The organism is Kothea flammea, assembly GCF_052161645.1.
In the GTDB taxonomy this organism is placed as follows: domain Bacteria; phylum Planctomycetota; class Planctomycetia; order Pirellulales; family Pirellulaceae; genus Laterigemmans.
This window is the reverse complement of the sequence record NZ_CP197414.1, coordinates 5,953,490-5,975,478: the sequence shown is the minus strand read 5'-3', so window position 1 is coordinate 5,975,478 and position 21,989 is coordinate 5,953,490. Positions and strand designations below refer to the sequence as shown.

The window sequence follows — 21,989 nt, the reverse complement described above, 5'->3', positions numbered from 1 at the left end:
AGACTCCGCCGCGTCGAGTCGCCGGAGAGAGCAACGATGAGCACAGCCAAGGCCCCGTTCGATCCTTTTAACGCGCGTGATACCTTCGAGTCGGGCGATGGCCCGATGGCAATCTATCGACTCAGTCGATTGGAAGAGGCCGGTCTGGGAGAGATCAGCCGGATGCCATTCTCGATTCGCGTCTTGTTGGAAGCCGTGTTGCGAAACTGTGACGGTTTTCAAGTCACCGAGCAGGATGTTCGCAATTTGGCTGCTTGGAATGCCAAGGCCCCGGCGAAGGATGAAGTTCCTTTCAAGCCGGCGCGGGTTGTGTTGCAAGATTTCACCGGCGTTCCCGCGGTGGTCGATCTGGCCGCGATGCGTTCCGGCATGGAACGCCTCGGTGGTGATCCCGCCAAGATCAATCCCTTGATCCCGGTCGACCTGGTGATTGATCACAGCGTGCAAGTCGACTTTTTCGGCTCCGATGATGCGCTCAACCGCAACGTCGATATTGAGTTTGTGCGGAACCGCGAGCGGTATGAATTCTTGCGATGGGGACAGCAAGCCTTTGACAATTTCCGCGTTGTGCCGCCGAACGTGGGCATTGTCCACCAAGTGAATTTGGAATTCTTGGCTGACGTTGTTTGCGTCCGCGAGACCGAGTTTGGCCGCGTCGCCATGCCGGACACCTTGGTTGGCACCGACAGCCACACCACGATGATCAACGGTCTGGGCGTATTGGGCTGGGGTGTCGGCGGTATTGAGGCGGAGGCCAACATGTTGGGCCAACCCTTATACATGTTGATGCCGGAAGTGGTCGGTTTCGAATTAACCGGCGCTTTGCCCGAAGGGGCCACCGCCACCGACTTGGTGCTGCGTGTGACCGAGATCTTGCGTGCCCACGGAGTGGTTGGCAAGTTTGTTGAGTTCTTCGGCACTGGCGTTTCCAATATGTCGCTGGCCGACCGCGCGACGATCGCCAACATGGCACCTGAGTATGGCGCCACGATGGGCTTCTTCCCCGTCGACGACGTGACGCTGGCTTACCTGCGCCGCACCGGCCGCAGCGAAAAATTGGTGCAGCGGGTCGAACGTTACAGTAAAGAGCAAGGCTTGTTCCGCCTCGACGGCGGGCCACAACTGAACTATACCCAGCAACTGCAACTCGACTTGGGCACGATCGTGCCCGCCTTGGCCGGCCCTAAACGCCCCCAAGACCGCGTCGCGCTCTCCGACATGAAGGCCTCGTTCCGCAACTCGTTGACCGCTCCGATTGCCGATCGCGGCTTCGGACTCGCGGCTGACAAATTGGGTACGAAAGCCAACGTCGAAGACAACGGTTCAAGCTCAGAGATTGGTCACGGATCGGTGGTAATCGCCGCCATCACTTCCTGCACCAACACGAGCAATCCCTCGGTGATGGTGGGAGCCGGTTTGGTGGCCAAAAAGGCCGTTGAGCTGGGATTGACCGTACCGCCTTACGTGAAAACCAGTTTGGCTCCCGGCTCTCGCGTGGTCACCGACTATTTGGCCAAAGCGGGGCTTACTGACAGCCTGCGTGAACTGGGCTTCCACACCGTTGGCTACGGCTGCACGACTTGCATCGGTAACAGCGGTCCGCTGCCCGAACCGGTGGCAAACGCGATCACCTCGGGTGACCTGGTCGCCTCGGCGGTGCTCAGCGGAAACCGCAATTTTGAGGGACGTGTCAACCCGCTGACGCGAGCCAATTATTTGGCCAGCCCACCGCTGGTAGTCGCTTACGCATTGGCGGGTACCACCGATATCGACTTGGTGACCGAGCCGATTGGCCAAGGGACATCAGGGCAAGATGTGTATCTGAAAGACATTTGGCCGACCACCCAGGAAGTGCTCGACACGATCGAACGTGTGGTCGATCCAAAAGCGTTCGTCGACGAGTATGCCGCGGCGATGCAGGGTAACGAATTGTGGAACGCGATTGAAATCACCGGCGGCAGCTTGTACGCCTGGAATGACACCAGCACCTACATTCAGGAGCCACCCTTCCTCGCTTCGGTCACGGCGGAAGTACCCGATATCAAGCCCATCCGCGGCGCTCGCGTGTTGGCATTGCTGGGCGACAGCGTGACGACCGACCATATTTCTCCCGCCGGTGCGATCGCCAAAGATGGCCCAGCAGGTCGTTACCTCCAGGCCAACGGCGTCGATCCGAAAGACTTTAACAGCTACGGTAGCCGTCGCGGAAATGACCGCGTAATGGTGCGAGGAACGTTTGCCAACATTCGCATTCGCAACCAAATGGCACCCGGCACCGAGGGAGGCGTGACGCGTCACCTGCCCGACGGCGAGCAAATGAGTATCTACGACGCGGCAATGAAATACGCTGAAGACCAAGTCCCGTTGGTGGTCATTGCCGGTGCCGAATACGGAACGGGCAGCAGTCGTGACTGGGCCGCCAAGGGGACCATGTTGTTAGGTGTTAAGGCGGTGATCGCGGCTAGCTACGAGCGGATTCACCGCAGCAACCTGGTGGGCATGGGCGTGCTGCCGTTGCAGTTTGCCGATGGCGAAACCTGGGAATCGCTAGGTTTAACCGGCGAAGAGACGTTTGATATCGTCGGGCTCGACAACGACCTGACGCCGCGGAGCATGACCGAAGTTGTGGCCACCTCTCCCGATGGCTCGGTTAAACGTTTCACTTGCATCGTGCGAATCGATACGCCAGTGGAAATTCGCTATTATCAAAATGGCGGGATTCTCAACACGGTGCTCCGCAGTTTGGCCAGCTAAGCACTAGATCATCACACTCTCGCCTCGCATGGAAACGAGCATGTCCTGGACGGCCGTTTCCACTTGGCGAGAGAGTTGGCTGACTTGCTCTTTGTTTTTGCGATCATGAACCACTTCGATCGGTTCGGCAAACTGGACTTTGACGTTCCGCTCTCCCCGAATCCTGGCCGTATCTTGCCGCAAAACGTCTTCCTCGAATTTATCCAGCGTCTCGGCCATGCGCTCAATGGATGGGCGTTGCAGCACGTAATCGCCCGGATAACTGAACGACTGGACGACGAGGAACAAATCTTCCAAGTCGTTCTCCATTTGCGAGGTGGCCTGGTTTGCGGCAGCCTGTTGCTTTGCCGACTGCTGATTCGCTGGCCGCTGATTTGTGGCCGCCTGCTCGTTGTTTGCCGCCTCCTGGCCACTCGATAACGCTTCCATGATGGTCCGCCGCGCCGCCTTGACCCGTTCCGGCAAGCTGGCCGTATTGCCGCCGCATAGCTGATAGCGAGTTTCGATGTCGTTTAAGATGTGCGCGCGAAACCCGCGGATGCGGTCGGCCAAGTCGCCCGCTTGAGCCACGCCAAAATATTCGATTTCTTTGAGTGCCAGCAGAGCTTCGGCAAAGCGATAGATGCGCTCTTCCAGCGGCTTTTGCGGCTGGGGTTTCCAGTGAATTGACGCTTCGAGCTGTCCCATCAATTGTTGTAACGCATCGGTGGGGTCACTTAAGTAACGGTAGGAGATCGCGCAGGGAACGCAAACCACGGGACGTTTAGCTCGCCTGGCGGCCGCCACGGCAATCGCCGCGGCGCCGTCTCGAAACGGAGTGACGCGATCGTTGCAGTGATAGATTTCTCCCTCGGGGAAGATCACCAGCGGTTCTTTTCTCGTCGATAAAAGATCAATCGCGGTGCGAAAAGCGCCAATGTCATTCGCTTCCCGATCGACGCTGAAACAACCATGGCTTTGCAGCAACCACTGAGTCAATCGAGGCTTGTTGTGAAACACATGCCAAGTGGCCATTACGTGCAGTGGTGTTTGCAGTTCGTCTCCAGCCATATAGATCGAAAATGGATCCGCGTGACTGGGATGATTGGGCATGATCATCACGCCGCAACCATCTCGCAGCGCTTGACGCACCGCATCCGTTCCTTGCAGATCGATCCCCACTAATTGTTGAGCTCGATATTGATGACGCAACCGCAGCGGCCGAAGCCAACGCACGACGCGAGGCCTCAGACAAGGTTTCCAGACCGCCGGGGCAAACTGCATATGATAGCGATTCATGGTATTTCCTTTGCTAGACTTGCTCACCCTCGGTTTTCTGAATCGAACCGCCACCGAACATGATTCCAGTCCCCCGTAACCGGTATAAGAAGAAAGAGACTCCAGCCAGCATTAACACGGCGCAGATCATGAAAATCTGCTGCGGGTTGTCGGGAAATAGTGGGGCCACCACTTTGTAAATCAATGCGGAGCCGGTCATGAAGGCAAAGGACACGGCATTGGCAGTTCCCAAGAAGCGACCACGCTCATCATCCGGAGAAAGATATTGCAGCAGTGCTTGCAAAGGAATGATATAGAAGCCCGCGGAAATACCAGCACCAAAAATAAACCATGACTCTTTGCTCATCAGCACCGCCAGCGCCGAACCAGTCAGTGAATTTTCGGCGGTGCGGGTCGGCTGAATCGCCAGCAAAAAGAAAAACAGGGTCAGGCCAAAAGCGCCCAGGGGGATCAGCCGCGGTTCGATCCGATGGCCCGAAATCAGTCCGGCTAGTACGCAACCGATACCAATCGCAATGCCCATCACGCCCAGCAATAAACTGGCTTCAAATCGCGTCACGCTAAGGATGCGAGTGTACTCAGGAATAATAAACAGCGCGATGCCCGCCAACATATAAAAATATCCCCACGCCATCATCACCATCAGCAACCGCGTTTTGGCCATTTCGCGAATTGATATGATGTAAGTGGTAAAGGGGTTCCAATCAAACTTTTGCGGCTGTTTATTGGCTACCGGTAGTTTACCCAGAAAGAATACGGAAATGATGCCCAGCACGGCAACGGCCGCCAGCACCATCCCGGGCAGCCAGGGCAAACCGGCAGCCGCAGCCTCGCCGGCAACCACGACTTTGTCCGCAACCGCTGCCCCCTCTGCAACCGCAGCCCCCCCCGATTCTGATTGGGGCGAATAGGCATCGCTGACCCAGCCGGCCACCAATGTGCCTACAATCACGGCAATGTTCGTCATCATGTTGATCGAGCCATTGGCGCGGCTTAAGTCGCCGGGCTCCACCAGTTCCGGGATCATGCCGTATTTTGAAGGTCCAAAAAACGCGCTTTGGCATGTCAAGGCAATCAAGGCAAACAGCGTGATCCAGAGGTTGTCCGCCCAAAATCCCACCATTGCCAGCAGCGCAATCGGCAACTCGGCGAACTTGATGATCTTGCTGAGAGCACTCTTGCTGTAGCGATCGGCTAATTGCCCGCTGTAGCCCGAGAGTAAGATAAAGGGAACGGTAAAGCAGATCCCCACCAGGGCTTGACCACCGTCCCCCAAATCGCCCCGCCAAGCACCGTCGACCACCATGAAAGTGAGCACGGTTTTGAGGATGTTGTCGTTTGCCGCCCCAAAAAACTGCGTGACGGTGAGCGCAAGAAAGCCGCGTTTAATCAAATTACTTTTCACGATGCACGCACGCCGCAAATCTCGAGGGATTATGGAGGAGGGGCCGTTCCATCAGACCCCCACTAGTGCGGCAATCGTAGCAGATTTCGCACATTCGTGGGGCACTAGCTGAGAACCTAGAGCCCGCAGCCCGGGCATGCTGCGCGAAATTTGCCTTTTTGAATCAGCCGGCGGCGGGTGGTTTGGCGGCGGTCAGTCTTAAGCAATAGCCGACCAAGGCGTCAACATCTTGCCGGATGACATCAATCTGATCGCGGGATTCCGCTGCGCTCTTTTCCAACTTCCGAGCTGGTTCCGTCATTTGCTCGAAGCCGTAACTGCCAAAAGCGCCCTTAAGCTGGTGGGCCAGTCGCTGCACCGTGTCGATATCATCCGCGGCAAGTGCCTGCCGCAAAGCCTCAATCCGCAGGGGCATATCACCGACAAATTCCTCGACCAGTTCGCACATCATTTCGTCATTCGCCAGAGACGAATAAATGGGGCTTTCATCGTTCAACAGCGAATTCATGATCGGTGATTCTCCGAGTTAACCTAACCGTTTGCCGCGGAGGGACATGAACACCGCAAGCTGGCTCCAGGCAATTCTTACACTTATTTTGCCAATTCAGCTCGCTCCGGCCTGTAATGCCCCTCGATTTCGCATCTCCGTAGGCAAAGCGAGCGATGCCAAAGGCACATTCGCTACGACCGGACACCCGAGGGGGAAGGCGTTGGGGAGGGGGGTGATGATAGCTTGGGCGGTGCCGCGCCGGTGGGTGTAGACTCCGCGAGCAGCTTTGCGGCCCGAGAGTTTCGCAGGCTGTGTCGCCGAGTGCCTATCAAATACAAAATGGAACCAGTCCAAACGCAAGCAAAGCCAGCCAGTCGCCACAGCCCAAAGGGCTCGTGATTGACGACCGTTCCAACCAGAAATTGCAAAGTCGGACCAACGTACTGCAGCACTCCGACGGTCGATAAGGGCAACCGCTTGGTGGAAATCCCAAAGAGAGTCAGCGGTAAAATCGTCACCGCCCCGCCACCGAACAACAGCAACCAAGTCGCGACTGTGAAAGTGGTTGTTGTTCCGCTGCTAATAGCCGCCTGGCTGTTCCCGGAATCGACCAATAACAAAAACAACAACGCCGGTCCGCACAAGATCAGCACTTCCAACCAAAGGCCCGAGAGACTCGGCAGGGGTGTCTTCTTTTTGATCAGCCCGTAGGTGGCAAAGGCGCAGGCCATCGCCAAAGATGCCCAGGGCAGCCCGCCTCCTGCGACGGTCATTACCAGCACCCCAAAAGCCGCGATCCCCACGGCGCACCATTGGCTGGTCTGCAAACGTTCTCCCAGCACCAACACTCCCAGCATGATGCTCAGCAAGGGGTTGATGTAGTAGCCCAGCGAGGCCTGCAGAATGGCGCCGTGGTTGACTGCCCAGATGAAAGCCAACCAGTTGATGGCCAGCATGGCGGCGGAGAGTGCGTACAATCCCCAAACTCGCGGGCTGCGGAGGTGGCCAGCCAGCGCCGTGAGCGAAATTTCCTGCTTCCGCCAGATCAAAATCGGCACCAGCAACGTCAAGATTAGGCAGGCCCAAACGACTCGATGGGCCGCTAGCGGGATCGAGGGGATGTCCTTGAGGAGGTTCCAATAAACTGGAAAGAATCCCCACATGCAGTGCGCCGAAACGGCACAAATCAAGCCAATTCGATGCTGTGAGTCGCGTTTAGCCATTTACGCGCCTGGCGGCCGAAAGGCGGTAAAGCGGCTGGTATTGGTGGTCAAGTAAGGTCCTTCGATTAAATCAATGCAATAGGGAATCGCCGGGAAGACCGCGTCTAAGCATTCTGCGATCGATTTTGGCTTGCCAGGCAAGTTCAACAGCAAGGCGCGAGCGCGAATCCCGGCCAGCTGTCTTGATAATATCGCGGTGGGAACCTTTTCTAACGAAACTCGCCGCATCAATTCGCCAAAACCGGGCAAAATCCGCTGGCAAACCTGTTCGGTCGCCTCGGGAGTCACATCGCGCAAGGCCGGTCCGGTGCCTCCGGTGGTAATCACCAAGCAACACTTTTCCTGATCGACTAATTCAATTAAGTGATCAGCGATCAAGACGCGATTGTCTTCCACTAACCGTCGCAACGGAGTCCATGGGCAATCGAGCACCGACTGCAAGTAGCCTTCGATAGCCGGACCGCCAAGATCTTCATACTCACCACGACTGGCCCTGTCGGAGACTGTGACAATGCCAATGCGAATCGAATCCAATGCACTCATTCGACTGGAAATCCCCGTTTCCGCAACAAGGCCGTGGTATCGACATCACGCCCGCGAAACGCGCGAAACCCAGCGGCCGGGTCAATCGTGTCGCCGACGGACATGATGGTGTCGAACAACCGTTTAGCGATTTCCGGATCATAGTAGCTGCCAGCTTGCTCGAACACTTCGGCCGCATCGGCCGTCAACGCGTCGGACCAGAGGTAACTGTAATAGCCAGCCGAGTAGCCATCGCCGGCGAAGATGTGGCTGAAGTGCGGAGTGCGGTGACGCATCACGATTTCAGCCGGCATGCCCAGTTCGGCTAACGTTTCCCGCTCGAATTTGTCAGGGTCAATCGGCGCGTCACCGGCGAGATGCAATTTCATGTCAATCAAGGCGCTGGCCAAGTATTCGACGGTACCGAACCCTTGATTAAAGTTTGACGCGCGTTTGATTTTTTCTAACAACGCTGCTGGCAAAGGTTCCCCCGTTTGATAATGCAAGGCAAACTTACCCAAGACTTCGGGGGTGTCGAGCCAATGTTCGTTCAACTGTGAAGGGAACTCCACATAGTCGCGGGCCACCGAGGTTCCCGACTGCGAAGGATAATTGACTTGTGAGCAGAGTCCATGCAAAGCGTGGCCAAATTCGTGAAACAAAGTGATCGCATCATCCCAAGAGATCAACACCGGTTCGCCCGCCGCACCGGGGACAAAATTCGAGTTGTTGGATACGATCGTTGAAATCGGCTCGCCCATGTTTTCCTGGGGGCGGTAATCGGTCATCCACGCACCGCTGCGTTTTCCTTCGCGAGCATAAGGATCTAAATACCATAAACCCACATGGTTTCCCGCCGCGTCATGAACTTCCCACACTCGCACATCGGGATGAAAGGTGGGGACTTCAAAAGTCGGTATGAATTGAAAGCCAAACAACTGGCCGGCGGCCCACATCATGCCTTCCCGCAGCTTCTCCAGTTGCAAATAAGGTTTTACTTCGTTGAAATCGAGGTCGTATTTTTCCTTGCGAACTTTTTCCGCGTAGTAACGGTAATCCCAGGGGGCGATTTTGAAATCGGCTCCCTCGCGATCAGCCACTTGCTGCATATCGGCGACTTCCTCCCGAACTCGCGCCACCGCTTTGGGCCAAACTTGCATCATCAGATCCATGGTGGCATCGGGGGTCTGAGCCATTTGCGGCTCTAGTCGCCAATGAGCGTGCGTGGGATAACCCAGCATCTTGGCGCGAATCGCGCGGAGGCGGAGGATTTCGGTGATGATCGCGTTGTTGTCGTGTTCATCACCGTTATCACCACGATCATAATAAGTCCGCCAAACCTGCTCACGCAATTCGCGGTCGTCGGCGTAGGTCAAGAACGGATCCATCGAAGAGCGGGTGTTGGTAACGGCCCACGCATCGGCTCGTCCACGCTGCCGGGCGGCCGCCGCCATGGCTGCCACGACACTCTCCGGCATACCGGCCAAACGCTGTGCGTCCTCGATCCAAGTTACATAGTTCTGTTCGTCGGCCAAGACATTTTGGCTGAAGTCGGTGTAGAGACTCGCCAGCCGTTTATTGAGCTGAGAAAGTTTGTTTTTTTCCTCCTCAGTCAGCTTGGCACCCGACCGCACGAAATCCTTATAACGGTCTTCCAGCAAACGCGTTTGAGCGACCGTATAATTGGCCGAATCACGATTCATGTATAAGGTTTCGATGCGAGCAAACAATGGCTTGTTTTGCGTAATCCAATCGTCATGCCCCGATAATTTTGGTGCCACCACGCGTTCGATGTCGGGAATCGGGCCAAGGTTGAGATTCGACGAGTGGACTCCGGAAATCGCGCTCACCCGCTGCAGCGTTTTCCCCGCACGTTCCAGAGCGACCACCGTATTTTCAAAAGTAGGCTCAGCCGGGTTGTTCACGATTTCCTCAATCTCGGCGACATGCTCGGCGATGGCCATGTCGAAGGCGGAGACAAATTCGTCGACGCGAACTTCATTCCAAGGAGGTACGCCACCGTAAGGGCCTTTCCAGGGCTGTAGCAATATCGAGCGACTGTTCACGGTCTGTTTGGCTCCGGCAGGCTGAGCTGCGGCTGAAGTATAAAAAACACCGCTGGCAAAGAGAGACAGGACCAAGACTGGACACAGTGGTGGGGCATATTTCGTTTGCATGGTAATACCTTGGCTTGACCATTCACTTGATTACGAGCCGACGATTAGCCGATCTACGGTGGCTAGGATTTCCGCAACCCGCGCGCGCTCGGGGGGATGAAAATGATGAAAAGGTTCGGCTAGGAAATCTTGGCAAATCCCCCGCAGGGAAAGTGCGCACTTTGTCGCTTTGATGAACCGCGAAGCATATTTTCCAATCGCGTAGATCGCTTGCAGCTCATCGACGATTGATTGCAAATGCTGCTGTCGCGGTACATCTCCAGAGACCAACGCGTCGTAGAGTCCGACGAATAATTCGGGATAGACGTTCGCCCCGCCGTGAACCCCCCCTTGGCCGCCCAGCTGGAGAGCTTCGGCCAATAAGTTTTCAGGGCCCATGAAGCAAAACCAATCGGGCCGCAGCAGGCGAACTTCGGCCAGTCGCGCAAAGTACTCCAAGTCGCCGCTGCTGTCCTTGACCCCGATCACATTCTCCAGCTCGGCCAGCTGTTTGAGGGTGTCGATTTCAAACCACACCTTGGTCAGGCTGGGCATGTTGTAAAGCACCAACGGCAAGGGCAACTCGGCGGCCAAGTTCCGCACGTAGGCAATCAATTCGGTTTGCCCGGCGGGGAAGTAATAAGGAGTCGACAAGACCACGGCGGTAGCACCGGCTTGGGCGGCATGCCTAGCCAGCTCCACCGATTCCACAAAGGCCGTGTCGGTAATGCCCACCAATACCGGCAGCCGCGCGGCGGTCTGATCGCATACGCGAGTGATCAATTCGCGGCGCAAATGATAGCTCAGGCTGGGGGCTTCCCCAGTCGTGCCCAGCACAAACAGGCCGCTAACACCACCAGCGATGACATGCTCGACCAGCCGCTCCAACCCCGTTTGGTCGAGCGTATCGCGGGCTTGCAGCGGCGTCACAAGTGGTGGAATAATTCCCTGCAGCATCTGGCTCGGTTCCGAAGGTTGCACCGGTTTCTGGGTATCATAGAAACAGCCTAACCGGATTCGCACTGCGCGACAATCAACCCACTTCAATCAGCCCACTTGTCGGCTCTCGGCCAGTTGATCGGCCCGCTCCCGCAGGGCGTTGACTAATTTATTGACCAACGCGTCCATGCTATCGCGAACTTCGCCGACCTCCGCGCCGTTTTCGAGGGCAACGAGTTGCTCTTCAAACTTGTCTCGCCACGCCAGGCAACGTTCGATCAGCCACTGGCGAGTCGGTGTGGGCGCGGCTTGCCGATTGGTGTCGATCACCAAATCGCAGCCGGCTCGCATTTCACGAATCCGTTTTGCCAAACCAGCTGTGGTGTCGGGGCGTTTGGCAAACCACTTGCTGCCGCTGGTAGCCAGTCGCTCGAGGTACTGGTCGGCGGGCAGATCGGCCATGGCTGTCATCTCCGCCGCGGTCCAGCCCCAAGGCGGGCCGGTCGGGCTCCGCAGCAACCAACTACCTCCCACCACCAGCAAGATCGAAGCAGCCAGGAGCAACAGCACAAGACCGCGGCGAGACGAGGTGCCCGATGGTTCGATAGTCGATAGCTGGTCGGTGTGAGGGGACTCTGCAGGACGAACAGTTTCCGCCTCCAGCGTTTGTTGAATTTTCAGCAACCGCACCTGCTGTTGCCGTCTTGATTCGTCGTTGGCTCCCGCGGCGAATTTAGCTTGCCAGTAAGCGGCCCCTTCAATCAATAACAACTGCTGCAGTGGCAGCAGCAACTCGGGACTGCCCAGCAGCTGCCGCACGCTTTCAGGGGCCAAGCCAGCAAGGCCCTCTGACAGCACCACTGTTCGTCTGTCACCAAGCCATTGGTCCACTTGTTCGCTGCTTGCCGTCCGCGGTTCCACGCCGGCGAGCGCGGCTAATTCGATGACCAAGCGTTGCAGCTGCGTGCCGCTCAGCTCGCTTTCCAGCCAAGCCGCCTGTTGTTCCTCTTGATCGGGGGCTGTTAACACGCGGGACGCTACCATCCGTGCACCTCCAGGCAATTTTTTAACCGCCCCTTGGCCTCATGGAAAAGTTTGTAGATGCGATTTTTAGTCGACGCCAAATCAGCGGCGATCGTGTCATATTTGATCCCCGATAAAATTTGCCTGACGACTTGACGATGAGGGTCTGACAAATCTTCAACACAACTCGCCAACTGCTGCGTTTGCTCGTCGATCTCCAAAACTTCCACGGCCGAATAGGGGACCGGTATCTCCATGGTGTCGTCATCGCGATGGGTGGAAACGGCTTGCCGCAGCAACTGACTCTTTTTGGTGCGATGGAGCGATGCCAGTTCATTGCGGGCGATGCTGGCAAGCCAACCACGGGGGCTGGCGCCGTCAAAGCTGGCCAAACTGCGATATACTTTCAGCCACACTGCTTGCGAAATATCCTCAGCGATATGCACGGGCACACTCCAGTTGTTCAAGAGCAGCATCAACCATCGAGCGTACTCGTCGTAAAGCGCTACAAATTCGGAATTCTGCACGGTCGAAGCGGTTTGTTGCCGGTTCGACTGAATTGCGGAGTTCATGCTGGCTTTCGCATCTGGAAGTGAGAAATGACATCGATTCTCGCATCCAGCCTCCGCATAGTTAAACGCTGGAGGCGGGAAAATCTTCGTGATAATTTTTAGAATCTTGTTCCCCAGACTAATCCTTACCGAAAATCGGCAGACAATCGAGGGGGGGGGGCGCTCGTTGACTTAACGGACTCCGTTTGTGAGCGATGCTGGTTGGGATCGCCCCAATTTCAGGCGTCTCGCAGCAATTGCCAGCAGGTCAACTGCATTCTGGGCAAATGAAAGGGGCCTTTCCAGAGATTGCCTTTGAGTGAAGAGCTCAGCGAACCGTCGCGATTCAGATAGCCGAACCACTCGCCGTGGACGGGGTCCCCGAAGTGCGCATGCGACCAGCCGTGGACTTGGTTGTGCATGTCAGCGTACTTGGGATCATCAGTCAGCAAGAAGGCCATCAAGCTGGCGATCACCGCTTCGTTGTGAGGCCACCAAAATTTCATCTCGTGCCAATACTCTTGAATCGGCCGCGAGTCGATGGAAACAAAATAGCGGAGTCCGCCGTGTTGGGTGTCCCAGCCTCGTTCCCACATCCAGTCCAACATCTGGCAGCCGGTCTGAATTAAATGTTGGTCGTTCCGCCAGCGACCCTCCCGCAGCAGGAACCAAGCTGCTTCGATGGCATGCCCCGGATTTAGCGTGCGACCGTCGAAATGGGGTACCAATTCGCCACGCGGTCCGACTGTTTCCAACACGCAACGCAAATCGGGCTTGAGAAAATAACCAACGATCTCTTCAATGCCGCGATCAATCCAGTGGTCGGCGTCAGCCATACCCACTGAACCTCGTAATTCCTGTGCCGTGGCCAACATGATCATCGGGAAACCGATCGACCGCAGCGGGCGTTCGGTGGTGAATTTGGCAGTCTGTGGCGGCGGGTCAAGGTTGTGCCGAACGAATTGTTGGAACAATTCCACGGCGCGGGTGGCATAGCTGGCGTTGCCGGTGGCGAGTGCCATTTCACCATAGGCGATAGCGGCAAAACTCTCTGAGAAAGCGTAGCGACGTTTGCGAATCGGTCGCCCCTCTTGTGTCACCTGAAACCACATGCGCCGGTCGCTGGGGTCGATGCAGTGTTGGTCGATAAAGGCCAGATTCCGCTCGCCCAGTGCCAACCACTCGGGCCGCGGTTCGACGTTGTTGTACAGTTCGCCGAGCAACCATGTAAAACGTCCCTGGTGCCACACCGATTTGTCGGTATCCAGCACCGTGCCATCCTGGTCCAGGCAGGTCAAAATGCCGCCGTATGTCTGATCCACCCCGTGGCTCAGCCAGAAAGGCAAAACGTCATTTAATAAGCCATCGCGGTAACAGGCAGTTAAAGCCTGGCGTTCGATCGCGGCCATCATGCTGACCTCTCCGCCGCTATACCTGTAACCACTGTCGGAATCCAGCCAGCAGCTCATTCGATTGCGATAAGGCTTGACTGACGGTCAGGACCATCAACGAAATTCCGACCGCCAACATACCCAGCCCACCAACGCTAAATCCCTTCCGCACCTGCGCGGCTTCCCGACGGACCTCCAACAAAAGCTGACGCCAAAATCTGGGGTGCAAATGCTTTTCAAAGGCTTCGATTTGCACCGCGTCGGTGATCCCCAAAGCGTCCACCCGTAAAGTGACGCCAGCCTGCGGAAGGACAATTTGTTGACGGTTCGCGTCCAAGTGGGCTGAGGGCTCAATCGTCTGTGCCGCACGTAAGAGACAAGCTTCCGCGTCGTCGACGCGCAAACCGTAGATCACGATTTTGGGTTTAAGAGCGAGCAGTAATAATGAGATGCAAAGCATGTAAAAAATGCCCAGCACAATCCAGATATACCAGCCCAGTTCGGCTGCCGCCATGGAAGGGAAGAACAAGTAAGCGGGGCCGATCATCATCAAGCCGCTGGCCGCGATCCCCACCGCGGCTCCGTCCCGCGTGGCGGTCGTCACCAGGGGATATTTCCCCAGTCGCAAAGCGCCCAGCAAAATAAAGTAGCTGGCTAAAGGGAGCATCGCAACGACTTGAGGAAAGACATCGATTGACATTCGCTAGCCTGGAGTGGATCGAGGAGGGGGCTTGGCGGAGAGCTGGCCGCTGGCGGGCAAGTCTGCTTGAGCCGGGTCGCTGGTCTCGCTGGTCTCGCTGGTCTCGCTGGTCTCGCTGGTCTCGCCAAGGTCGGCAGGCGAGCCTTCTTTGGTGACGGTTTTTCCTTTGGGACTCTTCGCTGCACCACCTGCCTTCGAACTCGGAGGCACCAGCGCAATTACCGTGTCCCCCGCTTTGGGATTCAGCTTGCGGTCTGCACTGTTGATCTGGACTTCGTTCTCGGTTAACACGAATAGCAAGGCGGATGCCTCGCCGTGGCGATCAAAGAAATCATTGTAAGAAAAGGTATCGCTTAACTTGGTCGCCTTAAAAGTTGCTCCCGCATCAATTGCGTTGCTGAGTTCCGAGAAGGTCCATTTCTCATTAAATAAAATCCTTCCCTGGAGGTGATTGGCCATCGCCCGTTTTTCAGCGGCGGCACGTGTCTTAAAACTTAATTGATACACTCCCGCGCGGCCAAATTCGTGTCGAAATTCTTGCACCGCCAAGGAGTTAACTTCGTCGTTCGGTGTCAGCGCCAGCATCCTACCAATTCCGCCAAAGTTGACTTCCTCCAACGTGTGGTCGCTGAGAATATTCATGCACTCAGCGGGCAAGCCAGCCATCCGCGCGGCGCTGATCTTATTGTAGTTCGTATCCAACATTAAGAATGTGACTTGGTTTTCATGCAAGACTTTCGCGAGCTCGCGGACCCAGTGGTCGGCTCCGGCAATTAGCAAGCCTTGAGGATTCGGCTGAGCCAACTTTAAGAAACGAGCCATGGGGCCGGCGGCCAGTCCATACACTGCCACGGTGCTGAGGATTGTCAAGAATGTTAAAGCCACCATCCGTGAAGTGGCGTCACCCGCATCGCCAGCTAGCCCTGCTCCCTCCAGCTTCAAAGCGAAGACGCTGGCGACGGCGGCCGCGACAATGCCTCGCGGTGCCAGCGAGCCTACGAATAGTCTCTCTTTGGTGGTTAATTGCGAACCGCTCAAAGAGATAAAGGCGGAGACTGGGCGGATGATCAAGATCAAGGCCGCCACAAAGGCTAGACCTTGCCAACCAAGTCCCCAAACTTCGCTCGGTTCAATTCGCGAACCCAGTAAGATAAACAAGCAACCGATCAGGAGCGTTCGCAGGTGCTCTTTTAATTCGATCACATGCTTTATGACCGCCTTCTTTTGATTCGCCAGAATCACGCCCAACACGGTGACGGTGATCAAGCCAGATTCCTCGGCCAAGAAATTGCTCAAGCTGAACAGCCCCAGCACCACGGCCAAAGCCAGCACGCCTTGGAGATAATCGGGCACCCAATAGCGACGGAAGCATTGCAGTAAGAACCAGGCTCCAATGCCACCTGTCAATAGGCCGCTGAGCAGCACTTGTAGGAGTTTCAAAAAGGCATGCAAGACCGTGAAATTTGCGCTGCTGGCCAGAAATTGCTCGAAGACCAACACCGCCATCACGGCGCCGATCGGGTCGATAACGATGCCTTCCCATTTGAGCGTGGCGTCGACCCGTTTGGTCGGGCGAATCTGCCGCAGCAAAGGAGAAATGACCGTCGGACCGGTGACCACGAAAATGGCCCCGATCAAAAGCGACATTTGCCAACTGAAGTCCAGTAGCCACCAGGCTGCGAAGGTGGTCATCATCATCGTCACCAAAGCGCCGATGGTGACCAGTTGCAGCACGGCCGAACCGGCTTCGCGAAGCTCGCCGAATCGCAGCGACAGGCCACCCTCGAAAAGGATGACGGCGACCGAGAGGGATACCAAGGGAAACAGAATCCGTGTCCCGGCGGCGCGGTCCGCCCCAGTCACAAAAGCTAACAGGTCGTCGGGACTGGTGTATTGCCCCAGCAAAATGCCAAACAACAGCAGCAGCAAAATGCCCGGCAAGCGAGTTCGCCAAGCAATCCACTGGGCCAGAATGCCCAGCGCCGGCACGAGCGCGAAATAATACAGCAACACCGAATCGGGCTGGCCGAATTCGAGGTTCGCCAACGGAAAAAAGTTGGGATCACTGGCCATTAGTCTCTACTGCCCCATTTTTCCGCCGAACCACGCGAATAACGCGACCACGACAGTCAATACAATCACTAATATCAGAATCAATCGCCAGGATACATCGCGAGCGGATTGTGCACCCAAACGGGCGGCAATTCGCCGCTGCAATCGAGTTAGTCCCACCTCGGTGGTTTCATCGGCACCCACATCTGTCGCCAGCGGTTGGTCCGCTTCGACCCTCACCGTCTCTTGCAACTGATAACGGGCAATGATATCGAGCATCACCCCTTGGACTTGCCGAGCATTAAAGGGGCGATCCAACGGGTTTTTCGCCAACAACCGGTCGACGATTAAATCGAGTTCCGGCGGACAGTCCGGTACGAGGCTGACGATGCGAGGGGGGGCAGATCTCAAATGCTGTTCGAACAGTTGGGCAAAATTCTCCCCCAAAAATGGCTTGCGACCGGTCAACATCTCAAACATACAACATCCAAGCGCATAAAGGTCGGCCTTGCCACTGATCGCCTGATCGCCGGTGATCTGTTCCGGTGCCATGTAGGCGTGCGTGCCGACGGTTAGCCCCTGGCCAGTCAAGTCAGTGTTGGTGGTGTCGCGGGCGATGCCGAAATCCCCCAGTTTGACCCTGCCGTCGCGGGTCAGAAACAAATTGGCCGGTTTGAGATCGCGATGCACCACTCCGTGATTGTGCGCGCACTGCAAGGCGGAGCAGATTTGTCGCGTGCAGCTGACGACTTCCTGCCAAGTTAAGACACCACCCCCAAGCAGCAAGTCCCGGACCGTGCCTCCGTCGACCAACTCCATCACATAGAACAGCTGCCCATCGGCTTCGCCGCCCCCATCGTAACGCACGATGTTGGGGTGGCGGACCCGCGAGAGGATCAGCATTTCCCGCTCGAAGCGAGCGCGGATCAGCAGGTCGCGAGAGACGCTCGGGTGCAGCAGTTTGACCGCGACCTGTTCGCCGCTGAGCTTGTGAGTGGCGGCATGTATTGCCCCCACAGTGCCCACGCCAATCGCGGCCCCGAGTTGATAATCATCCAGTCGCAACGTGGAAATGCTCACCAACACTGCCCCTCTGGCCCGCGGAGCCAAGTGTGCTCCGCAGTCGGGAGCAAGGACTCATAGTGCGTCTCTCAGCAATCAGACGTTGGTGATCGCTTCGATCTTAACGCGAGTGAATAAGGGACGATGGCCAGTCCGCTTGCGGAAGGTTTTTCGCCGGCGAAACTTTTGAATATAAATCTTTTCGCCCTGCTTGGGGCCCATAATCGACGCGGTTACCTGAACCCCATCGAGCGTGGGCGTGCCGATCCGCAGACCGTCATCACCGCCGACCGCCAGCACTTTGGGGAATTGGAAATTTTCACCTTGAGGGACATCTCGGTAGTCCAGGTCTAATTCCATCCCGGGTTCCACTCGGTACTGACGCCCACCATCCACAATAATCGCGTACATCGCTCGGAATCTCGCGTTATAACTTGATCAAAGGCGAGGACTCCGCAGAGGAGATCAACGCTACTCGCCTGTTGCCACTTTGAATTTTTAAGAACCGCGAAATATAGTCACCAACTAGGCGGTAACGCAACCCACGACGCGCTAGATCGGCCAGCTTTTTGCCGCGATCGCCCATTGAACGGGTGCCACCGGTGGAACTCCCGGGCAATAATGGCGTTCGCAACCACTTTCGGTTCCTACCTTTGGACTGTCCGAAACCCGAGGATCACCGCGGCTATTGCCATGGCGGCCAACGGTTTGCGGATCGATTCTGAATTCCCTCCCTTCCCCCGCGGATACACCATGAAGCGACATTACCTCACGCCCCCTGCCTTATTTGCAGCCTGCCTTCTCAGCGGTTTTGCGTTGGTCCTCGCCGCCAGCCCAGCTCGTCCGGCTGTGGCTAATGATTTTGTTGACCTGTTTGACGGCGAGACGCTTAACGGCTGGCATGGTCGGCAAACGATGGCACCCGGCAAATATGCGGAAACGACGGCTGAGCAGCGAGAAAAATGGCAGCAGGAAACGGCTGCCCACTGGCAGGCCAAAGATGGCGCCATCGTAAATGACGGCCAAGGCCCCTACCTGACGACGGATCAGGACTATGGCGACTACGAGTTATTCATCGATTACAAGACAGTCGCCGGGGCCGATTCGGGGATTTACCTCAGAGAAGTTCCCCAAGTGCAAATCTGGGACTACACCGACGAAAAGAAATTTGGCATCGGTGCGGATAAAGGTTCCGGCGGACTCTGGAACAACGCTCCCGGGGCCAAGGGCAAAGACCCGCTGGTGTTGGCCGATAAGCCGTTTGGCGAATGGAACACGATGCGAATTTTGCAAGTCGGCGAAATGGTCTCGGTCTGGCTGAATGACAAAATGGTCGTCGATCACGCCCGCATGGCCAATTATTGGGATCGCGATAGCCCCTTTCCCGCTCGCGGACCGATTCAACTGCAAACCCACGGTGGTGAAATCAGCTGGAAGAATATCCGCATTCGGGAAATTCCCAGCGACGAAGCGAATGCTATTTTGGCTGAGAAAGCGGGCGATGGTTTTGCCTCGATTTTCGATGGCAAGTCTTTGGCCGGTTGGCAGGGAGCTGTGGACGATTACGAAGTGGTCGATGGGGCGTTGCAGTGCAAACCCAGTCGCGGCGGCAACCTGTTCACCACCGAGTCTTACGGCGATTTTGTCGTGCGAATGCAGTTTCGTTTGCCTCCCGGCGGCAACAATGGTTTGGCGATCCGCTATCCGGGCGAGGGAAATCCAGCCTACGCGGCCATGACCGAACTGCAAGTACTCGATAACACGGCGGCCAAATATGCCAAGCTGGACCCGCGTCAATATCACGGATCGGCTTACGGGATGGCGGCCGCCGCTCGCGGTTACTTGCGTCCCGTGGGCGAGTGGAATTATCAGCAGGTGACGGTCCGCGGATCGACAATCCAAGTCGAACTCAACGGTACCTTGATCCTGGATACCGATCTTGCCAAAGTCAGCGAGTACATGGCTGATTCGCCCCATCCCGGGAAAGATCGCACCTCCGGTCACTTTGGCTTTGCCGGTCACAATGATCCCGTCGCCTTCCGCGATTTGGCCATCAAGCCGCTCGACTGAGCCGCTCGACTGAGCCGCTCGACTCAAAATCTGCGAGCCGCTCGCCACGAGTGAGCGGCTCGCTGACAACTTAGCGGGCCGTCCGATTGGTCGCCCATGTCTTCCTTGCTGGTGAATTACATGGCCGATGAAGCAGACGAGTCCGCAGCCGAAAAGCCCCAGCCTGAAAAGCGTCCTGTCACTAGATCCAGCCGCCGCTGGGGAAGCTGGATCGCCGCTGGTTTGCTGCTGGTCGGCTTGGCGGTGCTAATTGCACCCACGTTGCTCGGCTCGAGTTGGGTCGTTAATCCACTGCTGGCGAGATTCCTCAAGGACGATCTGCGAGCCGAAGTTGCCGGAGTCAAGTTGGGTTGGTTTCGCCCGCTGGAGATCAGCCAGTTGACCATTCAAGAGCCGAGCGGCGAGTTGTTGATTGACGTCGCGTCGATTCGCGGGCAAAGAAGTCTGTTGGGCTTGCTGTGGGACCGGCAGCAATGGGGTGAGGTGCGAGTCATCCGGCCGACGGTCAATCTTTCGCAGTTGGACGAAGGGACTAACTTTCGCAAACTAGTCTCGGCTTTGCGTCCCGCCAAACAGGAACCCCCTGCCGCTCGAGAACCATTGCGGGCGGACGTGGAGGTGCGAATTGAGGACCTGCGGGTGGTGATCCGTGACCAGCAGCAGGTCAGGCCGTTGTTGGATGTTCCCTGGGAAGACTTTGCCGTTCGCTACGCGGCGTCCACCTCTGAGCCGCTGGTTTCGGTGCCGCCCACGGAGCTTTTTCGTCGCGCCAAACTGACCCCCGAACTGTTCGCTTTCGGCCTCAAGTACGTGATCCCGGTCGCCGCCGAGGCGGCCGCCATCGATGGCGAAGTCTCGCTGGCGGTGGGCGATATTCGCCTGCCGCTCGATAGCCTGCTCGATTCGGCAGGTAGCGGCCGGTTGACGGTGCATGCTGTTTCGCTGCAAGCCCGTTCCCCGCTGATGAAACAAATCTCAGAGGTGTTGGGCAAGCTGTTGCGGAGCGAGGGGGCCGGGCGAGTGGTGTTGGTCGCCGATTCCGAGATCGAGTTTGCGCTGGCCGATCGTCGCGTGCATCACGCGGGATTAAAGTTTGGCTTGCCAGCGATCGATCCTGATCTGGTATTCGAAACCAGCGGCACCGTCGGTTTCGATCAATCGCTCGATTTAATCTTGACGGTGCCGATCTCCAGTCGCCTGCTGGAGCGGGCCAGCGGTTTCTTGGCGGCGCTCAATCCTGAGGTCACGTCACAGGTTGGTGATGCAATTGAAGACGCAGTCGGTGAACAGGCCTCGTCGGCCGCTTTGTCGACGGCCAAGTTTCAGGGGCTGCGGATCCCGATTCGGGGCACGCTCAGCGAACCGCAAATTCTCTGGCAGGAGACGCTTGGTCCGCAAGGCAATGCCGTGGCTGAAGCTTTGGGTGATGGATTGTGGTTGGACATGGCGAAGCAAGTGGGCGGCCAGTTGGGGCAAAGATTGCTGGAGAAACGCCGGCAACGCGGCGAACCAGCAGAGCCCGATTTGGCAGAGCCTAATTTAGAAACCAGCGACGGTTCAGCTGCTGAAGCGGCTGGTGCTGAGGAGCCGGTTCGAGAAGGGCCGCTGCGTAGGCTGCGGAACCGTTTGCGGCGGGGTAATCAAAGTCGTCAGGGGGATGGCGGCAGCGGGGGCTGATTGCTGGGTTGTTTTCCTGGTTGTTATTCGCGATTTTCGACTACCATCCGCACCAATTGGGCAACCGATTCGGCCGCCAGCTTTTTCATGATGTTGGCGCGGTGCGATTCGATGGTCTTGATCGATAGATTCAATTCCCGGGCAATTTGCTTATTGAGCAAGCCGGCGACCACCAGTTCCAGCACTTCGCGTTCACGCCTTGTCAGCGAATCGAGCAGTTGGTTGGTCTTTTCGCGAGATTGCTGCAAGCTGCGACGTTGGGCATCCTTGGCGATCGCTCGGCGAACGCTGGCGCACAGTTGTTCGGCTTTCAGTGGTTTTTCGATAAAGTCGATCGCGCCTTGTCGCATCGCCGAAATCACATCGGGCACCCCACCGCTGCCGGTGATGACAATGAATGGTAATTCGCATCCCTGGTCGACTAAGGCGTCGCGCAGTTCGAGGCCTGACATTTCGGGCAAACGCAGATCAAGAATTAGGCAGCCGGTTGACTGCGGGTCAAATTGGCTCAGCAGATCGCCCGGTGTGGCAAAGGACTTGACCTCAATTTCGTCGATGAGCTGTTCGCTTTCCAGCATCCAAACCAGCGTTTGCCGGACTGTTGCGTCATCTTCGACTATGTACACGACCGATCGGTCCATCCTGCAAACCTGTTTGCCGGCGGTGACCGGCCCTCTGCTGCGAATAACTCAAGTG

Annotated in this window: 18 protein-coding genes; 3 read left to right on the top strand and 15 right to left on the bottom strand. The window is 56.8% G+C overall.

Features of this window, described 5'->3' with window-relative positions:
* Positions 1-36 precede the first annotated feature (36 nt).
* Complete coding sequence (gene acnA / locus SH139x_RS22410) at positions 37-2,754, top strand: aconitate hydratase AcnA (RefSeq protein WP_488351995.1); 2,718 nt, start codon at positions 37-39, stop codon at positions 2,752-2,754.
* 3 nt (positions 2,755-2,757) lie between these two features.
* Here the strand turns inward: acnA and SH139x_RS22405 are convergent, their stop codons facing one another.
* From SH139x_RS22405 to rplU, 14 genes are all read right to left on the bottom strand, one after another.
* The gene (locus SH139x_RS22405; RefSeq protein ID WP_488351994.1) at positions 2,758-4,032 is read right to left on the bottom strand and encodes a lysophospholipid acyltransferase family protein; all 1,275 of its coding nucleotides are present in this window, start codon (positions 4,030-4,032) and stop codon (positions 2,758-2,760) included.
* A 13-nt stretch (positions 4,033-4,045) separates the two neighbouring features.
* Positions 4,046-5,437: an MFS transporter gene (locus SH139x_RS22400; RefSeq protein ID WP_488351993.1), complete on the bottom strand. Its 1,392-nt coding sequence runs from the start codon at positions 5,435-5,437 to the stop codon at positions 4,046-4,048.
* Between the two features lie 163 nt (positions 5,438-5,600).
* Positions 5,601-5,945, bottom strand: coding sequence for an Hpt domain-containing protein (locus SH139x_RS22395; RefSeq protein ID WP_488351992.1), 345 nt, complete (start codon positions 5,943-5,945; stop codon positions 5,601-5,603).
* 173 nt (positions 5,946-6,118) lie between these two features.
* The gene (rarD, locus tag SH139x_RS22390; RefSeq protein ID WP_488351991.1) at positions 6,119-7,150 is read right to left on the bottom strand and encodes an EamA family transporter RarD; all 1,032 of its coding nucleotides are present in this window, start codon (positions 7,148-7,150) and stop codon (positions 6,119-6,121) included.
* A complete protein-coding gene (gene mog, locus SH139x_RS22385) occupies positions 7,151-7,693 on the bottom strand; it encodes a molybdopterin adenylyltransferase (RefSeq protein ID WP_488351990.1) in 543 nt (180 codons plus the stop codon).
* Positions 7,690-9,849 carry a M3 family metallopeptidase gene (locus tag SH139x_RS22380; RefSeq protein WP_488351989.1) on the bottom strand — a complete coding sequence of 720 codons (2,160 nt, stop codon included), beginning with the start codon at positions 9,847-9,849 and terminating at the stop codon, positions 7,690-7,692. Before SH139x_RS22380 ends, mog begins: the two co-directional genes overlap by 4 nt.
* Positions 9,850-9,879: 30 nt before the next feature.
* Complete coding sequence (locus SH139x_RS22375) at positions 9,880-10,785, bottom strand: dihydrodipicolinate synthase family protein (protein ID WP_488351988.1); 906 nt, start codon at positions 10,783-10,785, stop codon at positions 9,880-9,882.
* 90 nt (positions 10,786-10,875) lie between these two features.
* Positions 10,876-11,811, bottom strand: coding sequence for a hypothetical protein (locus tag SH139x_RS22370; RefSeq protein WP_488351987.1), 936 nt, complete (start codon positions 11,809-11,811; stop codon positions 10,876-10,878).
* Positions 11,805-12,362 (bottom strand): RNA polymerase sigma factor, encoded by a 558-nt coding sequence (locus tag SH139x_RS22365; protein ID WP_488351986.1) that lies wholly within the window; start codon positions 12,360-12,362, stop codon positions 11,805-11,807. The genes SH139x_RS22370 and SH139x_RS22365 overlap by 7 nt, the downstream gene beginning before the upstream one ends.
* A gap of 218 nt (positions 12,363-12,580) precedes the next feature.
* Entirely contained in the window at positions 12,581-13,753 is a 1,173-nt protein-coding gene (locus SH139x_RS22360) for an AGE family epimerase/isomerase (RefSeq protein ID WP_488351985.1), read from the bottom strand.
* A 16-nt stretch (positions 13,754-13,769) separates the two neighbouring features.
* Entirely contained in the window at positions 13,770-14,432 is a 663-nt protein-coding gene (locus SH139x_RS22355; protein WP_488351984.1) for a hypothetical protein, read from the bottom strand.
* A gap of 3 nt (positions 14,433-14,435) precedes the next feature.
* A complete protein-coding gene (locus SH139x_RS22350; RefSeq protein WP_488351983.1) occupies positions 14,436-16,505 on the bottom strand; it encodes a cation:proton antiporter in 2,070 nt (689 codons plus the stop codon).
* A gap of 6 nt (positions 16,506-16,511) precedes the next feature.
* Positions 16,512-17,564 carry a serine/threonine protein kinase gene (locus SH139x_RS22345; protein WP_488351982.1) on the bottom strand — a complete coding sequence of 351 codons (1,053 nt, stop codon included), beginning with the start codon at positions 17,562-17,564 and terminating at the stop codon, positions 16,512-16,514.
* Between the two features lie 78 nt (positions 17,565-17,642).
* Positions 17,643-17,957: a 50S ribosomal protein L21 gene (gene rplU, locus SH139x_RS22340; RefSeq protein ID WP_488351981.1), complete on the bottom strand. Its 315-nt coding sequence runs from the start codon at positions 17,955-17,957 to the stop codon at positions 17,643-17,645.
* A gap of 342 nt (positions 17,958-18,299) precedes the next feature.
* Between rplU and SH139x_RS22335 the strand changes: the two genes are divergently transcribed.
* Complete coding sequence (locus SH139x_RS22335; protein ID WP_488351980.1) at positions 18,300-19,616, top strand: 3-keto-disaccharide hydrolase; 1,317 nt, start codon at positions 18,300-18,302, stop codon at positions 19,614-19,616.
* 96 nt (positions 19,617-19,712) lie between these two features.
* Positions 19,713-21,293, top strand: coding sequence for an AsmA family protein (locus SH139x_RS22330; protein WP_488351979.1), 1,581 nt, complete (start codon positions 19,713-19,715; stop codon positions 21,291-21,293).
* 23 nt (positions 21,294-21,316) lie between these two features.
* Here SH139x_RS22330 and SH139x_RS22325 read toward each other — a convergent pair whose 3' ends face one another.
* Complete coding sequence (locus SH139x_RS22325) at positions 21,317-21,934, bottom strand: response regulator transcription factor (RefSeq protein ID WP_488351978.1); 618 nt, start codon at positions 21,932-21,934, stop codon at positions 21,317-21,319.
* Positions 21,935-21,989: the final 55 nt, after the last annotated feature.

Coding starts and splice junctions, on each gene's coding strand:
- acnA (WP_488351995.1), top strand. CDS start 37: ATGAGCACAGCCAAGGCCCCGTTCGATCCTTTTAACGCGCGTGATACC.
- SH139x_RS22405 (WP_488351994.1), bottom strand. CDS start 4,032: ATGAATCGCTATCATATGCAGTTTGCCCCGGCGGTCTGGAAACCTTGT.
- SH139x_RS22395 (WP_488351992.1), bottom strand. CDS start 5,945: ATGAATTCGCTGTTGAACGATGAAAGCCCCATTTATTCGTCTCTGGCG.
- rarD (WP_488351991.1), bottom strand. CDS start 7,150: ATGGCTAAACGCGACTCACAGCATCGAATTGGCTTGATTTGTGCCGTT.
- mog (WP_488351990.1), bottom strand. CDS start 7,693: ATGAGTGCATTGGATTCGATTCGCATTGGCATTGTCACAGTCTCCGAC.
- SH139x_RS22380 (WP_488351989.1), bottom strand. CDS start 9,849: ATGCAAACGAAATATGCCCCACCACTGTGTCCAGTCTTGGTCCTGTCT.
- SH139x_RS22375 (WP_488351988.1), bottom strand. CDS start 10,785: ATGCTGCAGGGAATTATTCCACCACTTGTGACGCCGCTGCAAGCCCGC.
- SH139x_RS22370 (WP_488351987.1), bottom strand. CDS start 11,811: ATGGTAGCGTCCCGCGTGTTAACAGCCCCCGATCAAGAGGAACAACAG.
- SH139x_RS22365 (WP_488351986.1), bottom strand. CDS start 12,362: ATGAACTCCGCAATTCAGTCGAACCGGCAACAAACCGCTTCGACCGTG.
- SH139x_RS22360 (WP_488351985.1), bottom strand. CDS start 13,753: ATGATGGCCGCGATCGAACGCCAGGCTTTAACTGCCTGTTACCGCGAT.
- SH139x_RS22355 (WP_488351984.1), bottom strand. CDS start 14,432: ATGTCAATCGATGTCTTTCCTCAAGTCGTTGCGATGCTCCCTTTAGCC.
- SH139x_RS22350 (WP_488351983.1), bottom strand. CDS start 16,505: ATGGCCAGTGATCCCAACTTTTTTCCGTTGGCGAACCTCGAATTCGGC.
- rplU (WP_488351981.1), bottom strand. CDS start 17,957: ATGTACGCGATTATTGTGGATGGTGGGCGTCAGTACCGAGTGGAACCC.
- SH139x_RS22335 (WP_488351980.1), top strand. CDS start 18,300: ATGAAGCGACATTACCTCACGCCCCCTGCCTTATTTGCAGCCTGCCTT.
- SH139x_RS22330 (WP_488351979.1), top strand. CDS start 19,713: ATGTCTTCCTTGCTGGTGAATTACATGGCCGATGAAGCAGACGAGTCC.
- SH139x_RS22325 (WP_488351978.1), bottom strand. CDS start 21,934: ATGGACCGATCGGTCGTGTACATAGTCGAAGATGACGCAACAGTCCGG.